The sequence below is a fragment of the Streptomyces sp. NPDC028298 genome, assembly GCF_055565895.1.
The window spans coordinates 1683746-1698929 of sequence record NZ_JBVHTL010000001.1; the positions used below are offsets into that span (position 1 = coordinate 1683746).

Genomic DNA, 15184 nt, shown 5'->3' on the forward strand with positions numbered 1-15184 from the left:
GACACCGCATACGGTGACACCGCGAACGGCCGGATCGCGCGGGCGACACCGCTGACGACGGGACTCCGGACGACAAGACGGCGGACGACGACACTGTGAACGGGGACCCGGCATGAGCGAAGCACGCATCACCCACATCGGCGGTCCGACCACCCTGATCGAGGCCGGTGGCTGGCGGCTGCTCACCGACCCCACGTTCGACCCGCCCGGCCACCGCTACCGCTTCGGCTGGGGAACGTCCTCGTACAAGACGGCCGGCCCCGCGCTCACCCCGGCCGAGCTCCCTCCGATCGACGCCGTCCTGCTCAGCCACGACCACCACGGCGACAACCTGGATCTCGCGGGACGGACCCTGCTCGCCTCCGCGGACACCGTCCTCACCACGCCGTCCGGCGCCCGCCGCCTCGGCGGCAACGCGCGCGCCCTCGCTCCCTGGACGACCCACCGACTGGAGGCTCCGGGCCGACCGGCCATCACCGTCACGGCGACCCCCGCGCGCCACGGCCCACCGCTGTCCCGCCCTTTCACGGGCGAGGTGACCGGCTTCGCCCTCCACTGGGAGGGGCAGCGACACGGGGCCCTGTGGATGTCGGGCGACACCGTCCTGTACGACGGTGTACGGCAGGTGGCCCGGCGTCTGGACGTGGGGACGGCCCTGATGCACCTGGGCGGTGTCCGTTTCCCGTTGACCGGCCCGGTCCGCTACACGATGACGGCGGCCGAGGCCGTGGAACTCTGCCGTCTGCTCGCCCCGCACACCGTCATCCCGGTCCACTACGAGGGCTGGCACCACTTCCACGAGAGCCGCGCGACCATGGAACGGCACCTGGCCGCCGCCCCCGAGGACATCCGGGACCGCTTCCGCCTGCTGCCCGCCGGGACGGGTGTGGACATCACCCTGTGACGGTCACGCCCGCGCCGGTGAACGACGGCGGAGACGCCAGGTTCCCCGACGGTCGGACCCGCTGGTACTCCGCCACGCGGAAAGCTCTGGCTAGTACTCCCCTCGCCACCAGGCCGCCGCCCGCGACCGTACGGTCCGCGGGTGGTCGGTCTCGGGGCTCCGGGGGTCGAAAGGCGGCGGCGGAGACGGTGTCGGAGGCGCCGGCCGCTCCGGACGGTCGGTGTCTCCGACGGCCGGGGCGGGCGGGAAGCTCACCGGCAGGGCGGCGAGCGCCCGGTGGAACGGGCCGGGCCGCCACCGCAACTCCCCCACGGGGAGCGACAGTTCGATGCCGGGTATCCGGTCCAGGAGCTTCTCGATCGCGACGGACGCGATCAGCCGCGCCGGGCCCTGCGCGGGACACGTGTGCGGGCCCGCGCTCCACGCCAGATGGGCCCGGTTGCCCAGGTGCCGATGTCCCGTCAGGGCCGGATCGGTGTTGGCGGCGGCGAGGCTCACCACCAGCGGATCGCCGGCGCGCAGCAGCGTGCCCTCGTACACGACGTCGTGGCGCGGGTAGTGCACGGCGTAGTTCGCGATCGGCGGGTCGGTCCACAGCACCTCGTCGAGGGCGTCCTGCACCGGCAGGGTTCCGCCGGAGAGGTCGCCCGCGAAGCGGTCGTCGGAGAGCAGCAGGCGCAGTCCGTTCGCGATCAGGTTCTGCTGGGGTTCGGTGCCGGCCCCCATCAGCACGGCGAGGGTGTGGATCAGCTCCTCGTCGGTCAGCCCGGCCGGGTGTTCCATGAGCCAGGACGTCATGTCGGGGGCGGGCCGGCGCCGCTTCAGCTCGACGAGGTCGGCCAGGGTGGCGATGAGCAGTTCGTACGCCTTCTCCGCGTCCACTCCGTCGAACATCCCGGACATGCCCTCGACCAGCCGGACGCCGTGCCCGGCGGGGCAGCCGAAGAGGTGGTTGAACACGAGCAGGGGCAGGACCTGGGCGTATTCGCCGAGCAGATCCGCCGTGCCGAGCGGCGCGAACCGGTCGATGAGGGTGTCGGCGCCGCGTTCGGCGCAGTCGCGCAGCGCGCCGGGCTCGACGCGGGCGAGCGTGTCGGCGATGGCGCCCCGCAGCCGGCTGTGCTCCTCGCCGTCGGTGAACAGGGCGCTGGGCCGGTAGGTCATCATCGGCAGGACCGGGCTGTCCGCCGGGACGGCGCCGTCGGCGAGGTCCTTCCAGCGGCGGGGGTCCTTGGAGAAGGTCTCCGGGCTGCGCAGGACGTGCAGCGCGGCGTCGTACCCGGTGACCAGGGTGGCCCGGACGCCGGGGGCGAGTTCGACGCGGGCGGTCGGTCCGGATTCCCGCAGCAGCCGGTAGACCGCCGTCGGATCGGCCGCGAACTCCGGCCCGTACAGGGGCTGATGGGCCGGGCAGCCGGGGGGCGGTACGGCGTTCACGCGGTCTCCAGTTCGCCGGTGCGGGCCAGCAGATGAGTGACGAGGGCGATCAGTGTCTCGGTGGCGGAGACCCGGTCGCGGGCGTCGCAGCGCAGCAGCGGGGTGCCGGGCAGCAGGTCGAGCGCCTCGCGCACCTCGTCGAGCCCGTGCTCGGGCCGGCCGTCGAAGTCGTTGAGGGCGACCGCGTACGGCACGTCCAGTTCCTCCAGCAGGCCCATGACTTCGAAGGACCGGTCCAGGCGTCGGGTGTCGGCGAGGACGAGGGCGCCGAGCGCGCCGCGCGTCAGGTCCCGCCAGAGGCCGGTGAAGCGACGCTGTCCCGGGGCGCCGAACAGATAGAGGACCAGGGTGTCGTTGAGCGTGACGCGGCCGAAGTCGAGGGCGACGGTGGTGGTCTCCTTGTCCCGCGTACCGGTCAGGTCGTCGACGGACGCGCCGGCCCGGGTCATGACCTCCTCGGTGCGCAGCGGTCGTATCTCGGACAGCGCGCCGACGAACGTGGTCTTGCCGACCGCGAAGTGGCCCACGATCAGCACCTTCACGGCGGTCCGCACGCCCTCGGGCAGATACGAGGTGTCAGAGCCGGGAGCGCAGTCCATCGAGGACCTCTCTCAGGACGCGGGTGTCGGACGGAGGTCCGGCGGAGGGGATCGGCGCTCGGGTGACGAGGTGACCGCTGTCCATCAGGTCGGCGACCAGCACTTTGGTGACGCTGACGGGCAGCTCCAGATGGCCGGCCACCTCGGCCAGCGACAGGGCACCGGGCCGGCACAGCTCTATGAGCCGCCGCTTCTCGGGGCTGAGCCCGGTGAGCGGGGGGCCGACGGCGGCGATCAGCAGCGTGACGAGGTCGAGGGTGTTGCGCGAGGGCTGCGAGCGGCCGTCGGTGACGACGTAGGACCGCACCAGCCGCTCCCCGGGACGATGTCCGGGCGGTCTCATGCCGGGCTGCCGGTGTCCCGCCGGGCGGGGCTGGTCAGTTCCCTGCCGAGCCGGTCGACCATTTTGTGCATGCGGTAGGTGACCGCCTCCATGTCGACGTCCTCGGTCGTGGACACCGCGAGGTGGGTGCCCTCCCCCGCGGCGACGAGGAAGACGTACCCGTGCGCGAACTCGATCAGGGTCTGCCGCCAGGGTGTGTCCGGACGGCCGCAGAACTCGGCCGTGCTGCGGCTGATCGACTGCACGCCGGACAGACCGGCGGCCAGCCGCTCGGCGTCGTCCCGGCCGATGTCCGCGGAGTGCGCGCGGAGCATGCCGTCGGCGGACAGCAGGATCGCGTGCCGGGCCTCCGGCACCTTCAGGACCTCGTCGAGCATCCACCCCAGCTCGTTGCTCATGGGCGCGGTCATCCCTGTGTGCTCCCTTCGATCGGGTGAGGTGTTCCGTACGACGGCACGGGGGCGTCCGGCGGTCGAGGGGCCGCCGGGTTCGCCGGGGTCGCGGTGGTGTCCTGCTCCGCTCGGCCGGATCGGGTGCCGCGGGCGAACGCCCCCATGCGCCGGGCGTTCTCCTCGGCCGACCGGGCGCCGACGTCCTCGGCGGCCACAGCGCCCTCGGCGCGCTCGGCTGGCTCGGCAGGCCCCGCAGACTTCGCAGGCACGGCGGACTCGGCAGGCACAGCGGGCTGCGGAGGTACAGCGGGCTCCGCAGACGCGCCGGATTCGGCGGGCGCGGCGGCGGTGCCAGGGCCCGCGCCGTCCGGCTGCCGCGGGACCCGGCGCCGCCGCTTCGGCAGGCCGCCGGCCGTGGTCGTCCCGACGGGCTCGGCCTCGCGCCGGGTGTGCGGCACGGGCGCGGTCCGCACGCCCCCGGGCCTCGCGGCCGTGAGTGAGGGTTCGACTCTCGGCGGCTCCGCGTCCGGGACCGGGTGCGTGAGCAGTTTCGCGGGCAGGAACACCACCGCCCGGACACCGCCGTACGGGGACCGGGTGTCCACCGAGACACTGAATCCGTACCGCGCGGCGAGGACGCCGACGACGGCGAAGCCGAACCGCGGAGGGTCCTCGAGCCGGGTCACGTCCACCAGATCCCGGCCGGTCAGGAGCCCGGCGGCCCGCTCGATCGTTCCGGCGTCCATGCCGACACCGGCGTCGTCCACGACCACGCAGGCACCGTTGTGCGCCGGCTGGACGGTGACCTCGACGGTGGTGCCGGGCTGCGAGTGGCGTGCCGCGTTGTCCAGCAGTTCGGCGACGGCGAGGACCACCGGTTCGACGGCACGCCCCTCGACGGCCAGGCCGACCTCTCCGTTGACGCGGACGCGCCGGTAGTCACGGACGCGGGAGGTCGCGCCCCGCACCACCTCGGTCAGCGCGGAGGTGCCGCGCTGGCGTCCGGGCCAGGAGCCGCACAGGACGGCGATCGCCTGGGCGCGCCGCCCGAACTGGGCGTTGGTGTGGTCGATCTCGAGAAGGTCGCGCAGGACGTCGGGGTGGTCGTGCCGGTCCTGCATCTCGGCGATGGACACCTGCTGCTCGCTCGCGAGGGCCTGGATCGAGCGCATGGACGCCTTGAGCGCGGACTTCGCGGACCGGTCGGCGCGCGCCTGCGCGTGTCCCACCGCCTCCGAGAAGCGCTCCAGGACGGCGCCGAGGTGCTTCGCGAAGTCCGTGCCGGCCAGCCGGGCGTCGAGCGGAGGGGCGGCCGGATGAGGGGCGGCCGGGACACCCGGGGCGGCGGTCCGGTGCGGGGTGTCCTCCAGGACGGGCAGGCGGACCTCGGCCAGGTTGCGCAGTTCCTCGTCGCGGGCCCGCAGGTCCCCGACGAGATCGTCGGTCCGCCGGCGCAGCCGCGCGCTGATCCCGCGCTGGCGCAGCAGCAGCACGGTGACGGCGAGCAGGCCGACGGCCAGGCACCAGGACGCGGCCTCCGGTATCCGTTCGGTCATGGTCCTCAAGTCCTCTTGTACGGAGACGCATTGCCGGGGCGGGAGCGGGAAAAGTGAAGGAGGATGCGCGAGTTGACGGGGCGGACGACGGTAGCCGCGCGTCGGCTCCCACGCTTTCCGCGACGCGCAAGGAAGTTGCCGCCATGCGCACCGGCTGTGTGCACTAGGCTGACACCGCGTAACTGCCCTCACTCGCACGGGAGTCGATGGTGGCCTTGCCCACGGGGAACTACCTGGTGGAAGCCCGGTCGACGGGCTCGGTGGGACCGTCGGAGCGGGCCGACTTCTGGAGCGAGCACATCGGGTCGTACCAGCCGCGGATGGGCTATCGGTACGGCCGTACCGACGACTTCAGCGGCGAGACGGTCCGCCAGCGCTCCGAGGTGTATCAGCTCGTCAGGTTCCGTTCGGACGCGATCGAGTACAGCAGGACGGCGCGCCAGATCCGCGAGGACCCCGACGGGGACTACCGGTTGCTGCTGCCGCTGACCGGGGAGATCGTCCTGCGCCAGGACGGCCACGAGGCACGGCTGACGCCGGGGACGGGCACGCTGGTCTCGTTCGGGTCGCCCTTCCAGTGTCTCCAGGACGCCTCCACCCAGGCGTTCGTCCTCACCATCCCGGCCCGCGAGCTGGACGGCCCGCTGAACCGCAAGTCGCCGCTGGCCACCGGCCTCGACCTGAGCAGGGGGCTCGGCCGTGTCGTCCGCTCGATGCTCGACGGTCTGTACGCCGAGCGCGACGACCTCACGGACGCCCAGTTCAACGCCGTGTCCGACCGGGTGGTCGAGCTGCTGTGCATGCTGACCACCGGCGACGACCGCCCCGAGGGCACCCGTCACCTGTCCGACGTGGAGACGGTGGTGCGCCGCCACGTCCGCGAGAACGCCGCCGACCCCGGCCTCACGGGGACGTCCATGGCCCGCGCCCTCGGCTGGTCGCTGCGCCAGATCCAGCTCGCCCTCCAGCACGCGGGCACCACCCCCCGCGACCTGATCCGCGAGGAGCGGCTGCGGCTGGTCCGCGAACGGCTCCGGTGCGGCGACTGCGAACACCTGACGATCACCGATCTCGCCCACGCCTCGGGTTTCTCGTCGGCGAGCGCGCTGAGCACCGCCTTCCGGCAGCGCTTCGGGGTGAGCCCGCGCGAGATGCGCAACGGAGTCCGCGCCACGTGACACCCGCGGCCGATCACGTCCTGGGACAATCGGTACAGGACGGGATTCCGGTCCTGGGCGGGGATCCGGTCCAGGACGGCTGCTGTCCCGGGAGTGGAGATGGATCTGCGGCAGATGGAGGTCGTGGTCGCGGTCGCCGAGGAGGGCGGTTTCACGGCGGCGGCCCAGCGGCTGCGCGTGGTGCAGTCCGCCGTGTCGAGCGCCGTCCTCGCGTTGGAACGGGAACTGGGCACCCCACTGTTCGACCGCACCACGCACCGGGTGTCGCTGACCCCGGCGGGCGAGGTCTTCGTCCCGGCGGCACGCGCCGCGCTGCGGGCGGCCGAACAGGCACGGGCGACCGTCGACCTGGTCCGGGGAGAGCTCAGGGGCCGGGTCACCATCGGCACGGCACGGGGTGTCTGGGCCGACCTGCACCGGCCGCTGGCCGCTCTGCGCGCCGAGCATCCGGGCGTGGTGGTGCGCCTGCGGCAGGCGTCCCTCCCCGACATCCGGGACGGGCTGCGGGAGGGCAGCGTCGACCTCGCCGTGGTGGCACTCGACCGGCAGCGGCAGCGCGGTCTCGTGACGCGGCTGCTGTCGTACGAGGAGATGGTGCTGGTGTCCGCCCCGACGCGCGAGCTCACCGCGAACGGCCCCGACGGCACCGTCACCCTCGCCGGGGCGGCCCGGCTTCCGCTGGTGGACTTCACACCGGGCTGGGCGATCCGGCTCAGCGTGGACCGGGCCTTCCGGGCCGCCGGTGTGGAACGGGAGCCGGCCTTCGAGGTCGACGACATCGCGGCCGCGGCGGAACTCGTCGGCAACGACCTGGGCGTCTGTGTCATGCCCGCCTCGATCGCGGGACGGTTCCCGGGCCTCAGCACCCACCCGTTCGCCCGGCACGCGCCGCACTGGAAACTCATGCTGGTCCACCCTCGTGGCGACACCCCTCCCGCGGTCACCGCGCTCCTGCGGCACATGACCTGAGGGCGGACGGTCCGAGGACGCCCCCCCCGGGGGGGCAGAGACGGGATCAGGTGCGCCGGACCGCGTGCCCGATCGTCCGGGCCGCCGGCCCGCACCACTCGGACCGCGTCCCGGCCGTCCGGACCGCGTTCCCGGCCGTCAGGTGGAGGCCGCGGGGCGGGAGGCCGGGTGCGTGGCCGGCTGCGGGGTCAGCCGGTCCAGGCCCTTGCGGTCGTAGTAGCGGGTCATCGCGAAGCCGAACACGAGGGCGAGCACGCTGCCGACGGCGATCATGAGCCAGGCGCGGCCGAGCCCGGCGTCGGCCCGGGCGTCGAAGAACAGGATGGCCCGCACCCCGTCGCTGAGCTGGCGCATGGGCTCGAAGATGGACAGGAACCGGTAGAAGCCGGGGACCGCCTGGAGCGGGACGGTGGCGCCCGAGGAGGGCAGGCCCAGCACGATGAACACGAACATGGACACGAGCTGGCCGATCCCGCCGAACGCCGCGTTGATCGCCTGGACGCCCAGTCCGACGGCCAGGCTCGCGCAGTAGGAGTAGATCCACAGCAACGGCAGGTGGGTGGCGTCCATGCCGAGGATCGCGACGGTGGCCAGCATGACGAGGGACACCGTGAGCACGGAGATCCCGGCGGTCATGACCATCTTCAGGAGCAGCGTCTGGGTGCGGCTGATCGGCACGGTGGGGCGGCGGGTGTGCCAGGGGCCGATCTCGGTGTCGGCGTAGCCGAGGGCGGTGTCGACGCCGGTGCTGATGAGGTTGCCGCCGAGGAACCCGGCCAGGACCAGGAGCAGGGTGTAGTAGAACGCGCTCAGCCCGAGACCGCTGTGCGTGCCGATGGGGTGTCCGATCCGGGTGACGACCTGGACGGGGTCGGCGAGCAGCAGCCGCGTCGTGGCGTCCGCCTTCGCGGTCACGGGGGACGCCGTCAGTTGCTTGCCGATGGTCGTGGAGGCCTGCTGGGCCGCCGTGGTGTTGATCCTGGAGGCCAGGGACGAACCGAGGCTGCCCATTCCGGGGTTGGTCAGGACCGTGATGGTGGGCCGGACGGTGGCGTTCGCCGTGGTCAGGGCGGTCAGGGAGTCGGTGAAGTTCCGGGGGACGACGAGGGCTCCGTAGATCTTGCCGGAGGAGAGTTCGTCCTGGGCCTGCGCGCGGGTGAGTCTGCGCCAGCCCGCCGTGCCGGAGGTGTCGCTCGCGGCGATGGCCGCGGTGACCTGGGCGCCCGCGTTCTGCCGCTGCCCGGGAGGGGGCTTGCCGGTGTCCTCGTCGACCAGGCCGATCGGCAGGTGGCGCAGGTGCCCGTTCGGGTTGACGATCCCGCCCATGTACAGCAGCGACAGCAGCAGCGCGAGCAGCCCCGTCAGGACGGTGGGCACCAGCCACAGCTTCGGGCGACGCAGGAGCGCGGTGGCACGGGCCTGTACGGGAGTGTCCGGGCCGGCGGCGTCGTCACCGGGTCCCCCGGGGTGCCGGACGGCGCCGCCCGCGCCCGCCGTGCCCGGGGGCTCCTCGGGGTGATTGCTGTCGGCGTCCATGGTTCTCCACAGGTTCCGGGGCGGCATGGGAACGGCGTCGGGCGCGCGGCCCTCGGCCGGGGAGTCCAGGACCGCACGTCAGGCCAGGATCGGGGGTACGGACGCGCCACGGACGGCGACTCGCCGAACCCCCGACGACGGCCCCGCCCACGCACCCGCAGGGGCCCACGCGCGACACCCGGATCCCGTCCCCACTTACCGCCCCCTAGGCCCGCGACCCGTCCCCCGGGCCATTGCCTCACCCCCGGGCCGGATTCCTGGGTCGCGCGTCCGCCCCGCCGGTCGTACCTTCGTCAGCACGGTGAGTGCCTGGCCGTGTCGCTCAGTTGCCGGTCCTCCTTTTCTCTCCGGACACCGTGGCGTCACACCGGACGGGAACGTTTTGCCCCGTCCCCGTTGCATCGCCTCGGATCCGTCCGTCCGTACCCGGGCGTGACGCGGAAGGACGACGTGCGCCGTGTCCCTGCCCCCGCTCGACAGCCTCCCCGCCACCGCGACCACCGCGGCACAGGCGGCACAGACACCCGCCACCGCGACCACGGCCACGGCCACGGCGGCGCCGTCACCCGCCCCGGCGAAGGGTGACGCGGGCGGCTCCACCGCGCCCTCGTCGGCGCCTCCCCCCACCTGCTCTCCCACCGCCACCCGGCTCGCGTCCCTCTCGCGTCTCACCCGTCTGGTGGTGACGCTGCTCCCCGTGGTGCTGATCGGGACCTGGGCGGCGCTGGACCGGAGCGCCGTGCTCGACGGCGTCGCCCGGCTGGGTGACGCCGATCCGTGGTGGCTCGTGGCCGGGCTCCTCTTCACCCTGCTGGGCTGGGTCGTCGCCGCGTGCGTCCGGCAGGGCGCCCTGCCCGAGCGGCTGCCGCCCGGACTGCTGCTGGCGTCGCAGTTGGCCGCGGGCGCCGCCAACCACGTCCTGCCGGCGAGCATCGGCGCCCACGCCGTCACCCTGCGCTTCCTGCGCGGCCAAGGCGTGCCCCTGGCGCGGGCGACGGCCTCGCTCGCGCTGTATTCGCTGGTCAAGCCGGTGGCGAGGATCCCGGTGCTGGTCCTCTTCCTGGTGGCCGTCGGCGACACCCTCCGGTTCGGCGCGCTCGCCCCGGACCGCTCGACGCTGCTGCTGGCGGCGGGAAGCGCCGCGCTCGGTCTGACGACCGTCGCTCTGCTGGTCACGAAGGTCCGTCCGCTGCGCCGCCCCGCGGTCGACTTCGTCCGTACGGCCCTGACCGACGTACGGATCCTGCACACCCGGCCCGGCCGTGTCCTCGCCCTCTGGGGTGGTTCGGCGGCCGCCCCGGTGCTCCAGGGCAGCACGATCGCGGCGGTCGGCTTCTCGCTCGGACTGCCGTTGTCCTGGGCTCAGGTGGTGTTCGCGCTGCTGGTCGCCAGTACCGCCGCCGGCGCCGTGCCCGCGCCGGGCGGAATCGGCCCGGTGGACGCGGCCATGGTCTTCACGATGGTCTCGCTGGGCGCCCCGGCGGGCCTGTCGACGGCCACCGTGATCGGCTACCGGGTCCTGACGGTCTGGATCCCGCTGCTCCCGGGCACGCTCATCCTCTCGGCCCTGGTGCACCGCAAGGTGCTGTGAACGAAGGCGGGCGCGGGGCCGGGCACAGCCCGGCCGACCGCGCCCGGTCCCCGTACGGCGTCGGCCGGCCGCGCCCTCGTCGGGTCCCGGCCGGCCTCGCTCAGCCCTCGTCCGGCGTCAGCCGCAGCGAGATGCTGTTGATGCAGTACCGCTGGTCCGTCGGCGTGGGATAGCCCTCGCCCTCGAAGACATGGCCGAGGTGCGACCCGCAGCGGGCGCACCGCACCTCCGTCCGCACCATTCCGTGCGACCGGTCCTGGATCAGCTCGACGGCGTCCGAGTCCTTCGGGTCGTAGAAGGACGGCCAGCCGCAGTGCGACTCGAACTTCTCCGTGGAGGTGAAGAGTTCGGCGCCGCAGGCGCGACAGGAGTAGACGCCCTTCGTCTTGGTGTCGGTGTACTCACCGGTGAAGGCGGGCTCGGTGCCCGCCTTGCGCAGCACGGTGTACTCGGACGGGGTCAGCTCCGCGCGCCACTGCTCGTCCGGCTTTTCGATGTCGTACGACATGAAGCTCAACCCCTCACGCTCAAGGAGGCCCGCTGGGGGCCACGGTTCACTCGGCCAGGCGGGCGAGGATCTCCGGTCCGAGATCCGTCACGTCGCCCGCGCCCATGGTGAGAACGAGATCACCGGGCTTCGTCATTCCCGCGACGACGGACGGGACCTCGGTCTTGTCGTGGACCGGCGTCACCTCGGCGCCCGCGGTGCGCGCGGCCTGGATGATCAGCTCGCTGGTGACACCGGGGATCGGGTCCTCGCGGGCCGGGTAGATGTCCAGGACGACCGAGGCATCCGCCAGCGACAGGGCCTCGCCCATCTCCCTGCCCAGTTCCTGGGTGCGGGAGAACAGGTGCGGCTGGAAGACCACGAGGATGCGGCCCGAGGCGCCGGACCGCATGGCCTCCAGGTCGGCGGTCATCTCGGTCGGGTGGTGCGCGTAGGAGTCGACGACCTGCACGCCGACCGCCTCGCCCTTGAGCTGGAGGCGGCGCTTCACACCGGTGTACGAGGCGAGCGCGGGGGCCAGCTCGGCGGCCGGGATCCCCAGGGCGACGCCGGCGGCCAGCGCGGCCACCGCGTTGTGGGCGTAGTGGCGGCCGGGGACGGAGACCGTGAAGGTCAGCTCGGCGCCGTCCAGCAGGACCGTCACCTCGCTCTTCAGGCCGTGCGGGACGACGGAGAGCACGCGGACGTCCGCGTCCGCGGCGTCGCCGTAGGTCACCACGCGCACGTCGCGGCCCGTGACGCGGCGGGTCAGCTCGCGGGCGCCCTCGTGGTCCGCGGAGATCACCAGGGTGCCGCCCTCGGTGACGCGGTCCACGAACGTCTCGAAGGACTCGTAGATCTCGTCCATGGACGCGTAGTTGGCGTGGTGGTCGAGTTCGACGTTGAGGATGATCGCGACCTCGGGCGCGTACTTGTGGAAGCTGCGGTCCGATTCGTCCGCCTCGGCGACGAAGATGTCGCCGTCGCCGTGCAGGGCGTTCGAGCCGGGGGCGTCGAGGTCGCCGCCGATGGCGTACGAGGGGGCGAGGCCGAGCGTCGACAGGGACACGGCCAGCATCGAGGTGGTGGTCGTCTTGCCGTGGGTGCCGGCGACCGCGATCGGGCGCAGGCCGTCCATCAGGCGGGCCAGGGCGTCCGAGCGGTGGACGACCGGGATGCCGAGCTCGGCGGCGCGGGCGAGCTCCGGGTTGTCGGCGCGGATCGCGGAGGAGACCACGACACAGGTGGCGTCCGGGGCGAGGTGACCGGCCGCGTGCCCGATGTGGACCGTGGCGCCCAGCGCGCGCAGCGCCTCGGCGGTGGCGGACTCCTTGGCGTCGCTGCCCGCCACCACGGCTCCGCGCTGCGCGAGGATCTTCGCGATGCCCGACATCCCGGCGCCGCCGATGCCGATGAAGTGCGGTCGGTCCATCGCGGTAGGAAGGCCGGGTGCCATGCGTGTTTCTCCCCAAGATCCGGTACGAAGGTGGGCGCGCTCTCCTGAGGGGAACGCGGGCCCAGCCTATTGGGTGCGGCGGACGGCGCCTCACAAGGGACGCCGGCGGACGCGCGCCCCGGGTGTCCGCCGAGGCCCCCGGTTCACGCCTTGCTGTGCGAGAACAGCTTCAGGACCGGCACGCCCACCTTGTGGCGGGCCCGGGAGGCCCAGTCCCGGTGGAAGAACTCCTCCACGTAGTGGGGGTCGGTCAGCACGATGACCTCGTCGGCCTTCACCTCGTCGACCAGGCCCTTCAGCGCGTCGAGGGGATGGTCCTCGATGAGCCGGCCCTCGGCCGTGCTGCCGGACCCGCGCAGCGCCATGAGGGACACCTCCAGCGCCCGCTCGCCCTGGCCGACGGCCTCCTCGCCCTCCGGCGTCCTGCCCTCGTGGGTCGCCTCGTCGATCTCGCCCATCGCGACGTCGTCGATGGCCCGCAGCAGCCGGTCCGCCTGGTCGCCCCGGGGCTGGAGGAGCACGTGGAAGGCGACCGCCTCGTCACCGTGCAAGGTGGTGACGAACTCCACGTCGGCGGACGTCAGGGCCTTCTCGATCATCAATACGCTCGTGAACACGACAGGCGCCCTTCTCGTCCGTGGGCCGTCCCGGCCCCCTGCGGAAACCATCCTGCCCCGTGACAGCACGGGTACTGCGCGAATTAGTGTGCCCGTCCGAAGAGAAACGGAATCTACTGTTCCGACTGTCGGCCGGATCGACGGTACCGGCTGTACAGGAACCCGGCTTCCTCCAGCAGGGACGCCAGTTCGAAGTGCTGGGGAACCGGCACCGAGGGCCCACCCGCGATCCGCTGGGCGTCGCCCGCCGCGAGCATCGGGGAGAGCGTCAGGCACATCTCGTCCAGGACACCGGCCGCGACGAACTGACCCAGCAGCCTGGGCCCGCCCTCGGTCAGCAGCCTGGTGTGCCCGAGGTCGCCCAGGGCCCGTACGGCACGGGCGGGATCGACCCCCATGCCGTCCCCGGCGATCACCACCCGCGCGCCCGCCCGCTCGGCCTCGGCGATCCGTTCCGGTGCCGCCGCGGAGCCGGTCAGCACCAGCGTGGGCACCAGGGGCGAGGTGAACAGCGGCAGTGAGAAGTCCAGGCCGAGGCTCGCCGTGACCACCGCGATCGCGGGCGCGGGACCCTGCCCGGCGGCCTCCCGCCGGGCCGCGAAGGCCTCACGCGCGCGGGCCGGCCGGTAGCCCTCCTGCCGCACGGTCTCGGCGCCGACGACCACGACGTCCGCGAGCCCCCTGAGGACACCGAAGATCCTCATGTCGGTGGCGTTCGAGATGGGCTGCGAGCGCCCCTCGTGCTGGGCGGCACCGTCGAGCGTGGACACCATGTTGGCCCGGAGCCAGGGCAGCCGGACGTCGGGGTAGGCGTACGCCTCGGCCAGCTCGCCGAGCTCCCACTCACGGTCCGTCACTTGCGTCCCGGGGGCCTCGGCGGAGGCCTGGGCTGCTGTTTCGTAGGTCACAGGGAACAGGCGTCGCATGGGTTGCAGTGTGGCACGGCGCATAGAGTGGGTAACCGTGTCGTCCACCTCCACCGCCTCCGCGATCGACCCGATAGCCGAAGCGGCCCCGCTGTCCCTGTGCGCCCGCGAGCCGCACGTCCCCGCCGACCGGCTCGTCGCCGAGATGGTGCCGCCGCCGCGCTTCGACTCGGTCCGCTTCGCCACGTACATCCCGGACCCGAACCAGCCCAGCCAGACCGAGGCCGTGGGCATCCTCGAGGCGTTCGCCGCGGGTCTCGGCGGGGCGCACGCCGTGGGCGCGCCCAAGCGGCGGCTCTTCGGCTTCGGCAAGGGTGCCCCGAAGACGCCGACCGGTCCCCGGGGCGTCTACCTGGACGGCGGGTACGGCGTCGGCAAGACCCACCTCCTCGCCTCCCTGTGGCACGCGACCCCGGCGGAGCCCTCCCTCAAGGCGTTCGGCACCTTCGTGGAGCTGACGAACCTGGTCGGCGCGCTCGGCTTCCAGAAGACCGTGCAGACCCTCTCCGGGCACCGCCTCCTGTGCATCGACGAGTTCGAGCTCGACGACCCGGGCGACACCGTCCTCGTCTCCACCCTGCTCGGCAAGCTGGTCGACGCCGGCGTGGCGCTCGCCGCCACCTCGAACACACTTCCGGGCAAGCTCGGTGAGGGCCGGTTCGCGGCCGCCGACTTCCTGCGGGAGATCCAGGGCCTGTCCGCGCGCTTCCGCCCGCTGCGCATCGACGGCGAGGACTACCGCCACCGCGGGCTGCCCGAGGCGCCCGCCCCGTTCTCCGACGAGCAGGTCACCAAGGCCGCGTACGCCACCGACGGCGCGTCCCTGGACGACTTCCCGCACCTGCTCGACCACCTCGCCCGGGTCCACCCCAGCCGGTACGGCGCCCTGACGGACGGGGTCAAGGCGGTCTGCCTCACCGACGTCCAGCCCGTCCCGGACCAGTCGACGGCGCTGCGGCTCGTCGTGCTCGCCGACCGGCTGTACGACCGCGAGGTGCCGGTCCTCGCCTCCGGCATGCCCTTCGACCGGCTGTTCAGCGAGGAGATGCTGAACGGCGGCTACCGCAAGAAGTACTTCCGCGCGATCTCCCGGCTCACGGCGCTGGCCCGCGACGCGAAGGGGCTCGTGGAGGGCCGGGAAGCCCGGTAGGCACGCCTGACACCGCGCACCGCCACCGGCCTCGGGAACCCTT

The 15184-nt window shown here is 73.1% G+C and carries 15 protein-coding genes; 5 read left to right on the top strand and 10 right to left on the bottom strand.

From position 1 onward, the window contains the following. Positions 1-112 precede the first annotated feature (112 nt). Entirely contained in the window at positions 113-904 is a 792-nt protein-coding gene (locus tag ACZ4TO_RS07330) for an MBL fold metallo-hydrolase (protein WP_468023665.1), read from the top strand. 90 nt (positions 905-994) lie between these two features. Here ACZ4TO_RS07330 and ACZ4TO_RS07335 read toward each other — a convergent pair whose 3' ends face one another. The 5 genes from ACZ4TO_RS07335 to ACZ4TO_RS07355 are packed head-to-tail and all read right to left on the bottom strand — an operon-like array spanning position 995 to position 5231. Continuing rightward, the gene (locus tag ACZ4TO_RS07335; protein WP_468023666.1) at positions 995-2341 is read right to left on the bottom strand and encodes a cytochrome P450; all 1347 of its coding nucleotides are present in this window, start codon (positions 2339-2341) and stop codon (positions 995-997) included. Continuing rightward, on the bottom strand, positions 2338-2940 hold the full coding sequence (locus ACZ4TO_RS07340) for a GTP-binding protein (RefSeq protein WP_382788627.1): 603 nt from the start codon (positions 2938-2940) through the stop codon (positions 2338-2340). The genes ACZ4TO_RS07335 and ACZ4TO_RS07340 overlap by 4 nt, the downstream gene beginning before the upstream one ends. Further along, positions 2918-3283, bottom strand: a complete 366-nt coding sequence (locus ACZ4TO_RS07345) for a DUF742 domain-containing protein (protein WP_468023667.1) — start codon at positions 3281-3283, stop codon at positions 2918-2920. The genes ACZ4TO_RS07340 and ACZ4TO_RS07345 overlap by 23 nt, the downstream gene beginning before the upstream one ends. Beyond that, positions 3280-3693 (bottom strand): roadblock/LC7 domain-containing protein, encoded by a 414-nt coding sequence (locus tag ACZ4TO_RS07350; protein WP_385040939.1) that lies wholly within the window; start codon positions 3691-3693, stop codon positions 3280-3282. Before ACZ4TO_RS07350 ends, ACZ4TO_RS07345 begins: the two co-directional genes overlap by 4 nt. After that, the gene (locus tag ACZ4TO_RS07355; RefSeq protein ID WP_468023668.1) at positions 3690-5231 is read right to left on the bottom strand and encodes an ATP-binding protein; all 1542 of its coding nucleotides are present in this window, start codon (positions 5229-5231) and stop codon (positions 3690-3692) included. Before ACZ4TO_RS07355 ends, ACZ4TO_RS07350 begins: the two co-directional genes overlap by 4 nt. Before the next feature lie 209 nt (positions 5232-5440). Here ACZ4TO_RS07355 and ACZ4TO_RS07360 point away from each other — a divergent pair, with 209 nt between their 5' ends. Together ACZ4TO_RS07360 and ACZ4TO_RS07365 are read left to right on the top strand one after the other, a co-directional pair. After that, positions 5441-6409, top strand: a complete 969-nt coding sequence (locus ACZ4TO_RS07360; protein WP_468023669.1) for an AraC-like ligand-binding domain-containing protein — start codon at positions 5441-5443, stop codon at positions 6407-6409. A gap of 99 nt (positions 6410-6508) precedes the next feature. After that, the gene (locus tag ACZ4TO_RS07365; protein ID WP_382788637.1) at positions 6509-7378 is read left to right on the top strand and encodes a LysR family transcriptional regulator; all 870 of its coding nucleotides are present in this window, start codon (positions 6509-6511) and stop codon (positions 7376-7378) included. Between the two features lie 138 nt (positions 7379-7516). Here the strand turns inward: ACZ4TO_RS07365 and ACZ4TO_RS07370 are convergent, their stop codons facing one another. Next, complete coding sequence (locus ACZ4TO_RS07370) at positions 7517-8914, bottom strand: YhgE/Pip domain-containing protein (RefSeq protein ID WP_468023670.1); 1398 nt, start codon at positions 8912-8914, stop codon at positions 7517-7519. 463 nt (positions 8915-9377) lie between these two features. Here ACZ4TO_RS07370 and ACZ4TO_RS07375 point away from each other — a divergent pair, with 463 nt between their 5' ends. Beyond that, positions 9378-10505, top strand: coding sequence for a lysylphosphatidylglycerol synthase transmembrane domain-containing protein (locus ACZ4TO_RS07375; protein ID WP_468023802.1), 1128 nt, complete (start codon positions 9378-9380; stop codon positions 10503-10505). Positions 10506-10605: 100 nt separating this feature from the next. Here ACZ4TO_RS07375 and msrB read toward each other — a convergent pair whose 3' ends face one another. The 4 genes from msrB to ACZ4TO_RS07395 all read right to left on the bottom strand — a co-directional run bounded on the left by msrB (position 10606) and on the right by ACZ4TO_RS07395 (position 13991). Next, positions 10606-11013: a peptide-methionine (R)-S-oxide reductase MsrB gene (gene msrB, locus ACZ4TO_RS07380; protein ID WP_468023671.1), complete on the bottom strand. Its 408-nt coding sequence runs from the start codon at positions 11011-11013 to the stop codon at positions 10606-10608. Between the two features lie 46 nt (positions 11014-11059). Next, positions 11060-12448 carry a UDP-N-acetylmuramate--L-alanine ligase gene (murC, locus tag ACZ4TO_RS07385; protein ID WP_468023672.1) on the bottom strand — a complete coding sequence of 463 codons (1389 nt, stop codon included), beginning with the start codon at positions 12446-12448 and terminating at the stop codon, positions 11060-11062. 143 nt (positions 12449-12591) lie between these two features. After that, positions 12592-13065, bottom strand: coding sequence for an indole-3-glycerol phosphate synthase (locus ACZ4TO_RS07390; RefSeq protein WP_382788645.1), 474 nt, complete (start codon positions 13063-13065; stop codon positions 12592-12594). Positions 13066-13178: 113 nt separating this feature from the next. Continuing rightward, a complete protein-coding gene (locus ACZ4TO_RS07395) occupies positions 13179-13991 on the bottom strand; it encodes a pyrimidine reductase family protein (protein ID WP_382788647.1) in 813 nt (270 codons plus the stop codon). Here ACZ4TO_RS07395 and zapE point away from each other — a divergent pair. Beyond that, complete coding sequence (gene zapE, locus ACZ4TO_RS07400; RefSeq protein WP_385040919.1) at positions 13990-15141, top strand: cell division protein ZapE; 1152 nt, start codon at positions 13990-13992, stop codon at positions 15139-15141. The genes ACZ4TO_RS07395 and zapE overlap by 2 nt on opposite strands. Positions 15142-15184 lie beyond the last annotated feature (43 nt).

What these genes read in the sequence shown, in the direction of transcription:
- ACZ4TO_RS07330 (WP_468023665.1), top strand. Translation starts at nt 113, where the DNA reads ATGAGCGAAGCACGCATCACCCACATCGGCGGTCCGACCACCCTGATC.
- ACZ4TO_RS07340 (WP_382788627.1), bottom strand. Translation starts at nt 2,940, where the DNA reads ATGGACTGCGCTCCCGGCTCTGACACCTCGTATCTGCCCGAGGGCGTG.
- ACZ4TO_RS07345 (WP_468023667.1), bottom strand. Translation starts at nt 3,283, where the DNA reads ATGAGACCGCCCGGACATCGTCCCGGGGAGCGGCTGGTGCGGTCCTAC.
- ACZ4TO_RS07350 (WP_385040939.1), bottom strand. Translation starts at nt 3,693, where the DNA reads ATGACCGCGCCCATGAGCAACGAGCTGGGGTGGATGCTCGACGAGGTC.
- ACZ4TO_RS07355 (WP_468023668.1), bottom strand. Translation starts at nt 5,231, where the DNA reads ATGACCGAACGGATACCGGAGGCCGCGTCCTGGTGCCTGGCCGTCGGC.
- ACZ4TO_RS07365 (WP_382788637.1), top strand. Translation starts at nt 6,509, where the DNA reads ATGGATCTGCGGCAGATGGAGGTCGTGGTCGCGGTCGCCGAGGAGGGC.
- ACZ4TO_RS07370 (WP_468023670.1), bottom strand. Translation starts at nt 8,914, where the DNA reads ATGGACGCCGACAGCAATCACCCCGAGGAGCCCCCGGGCACGGCGGGC.
- msrB (WP_468023671.1), bottom strand. Translation starts at nt 11,013, where the DNA reads ATGTCGTACGACATCGAAAAGCCGGACGAGCAGTGGCGCGCGGAGCTG.
- murC (WP_468023672.1), bottom strand. Translation starts at nt 12,448, where the DNA reads ATGGCACCCGGCCTTCCTACCGCGATGGACCGACCGCACTTCATCGGC.
- zapE (WP_385040919.1), top strand. Translation starts at nt 13,990, where the DNA reads ATGGGTTGCAGTGTGGCACGGCGCATAGAGTGGGTAACCGTGTCGTCC.
- ACZ4TO_RS07395 (WP_382788647.1), bottom strand. Translation starts at nt 13,991, where the DNA reads ATGCGACGCCTGTTCCCTGTGACCTACGAAACAGCAGCCCAGGCCTCC.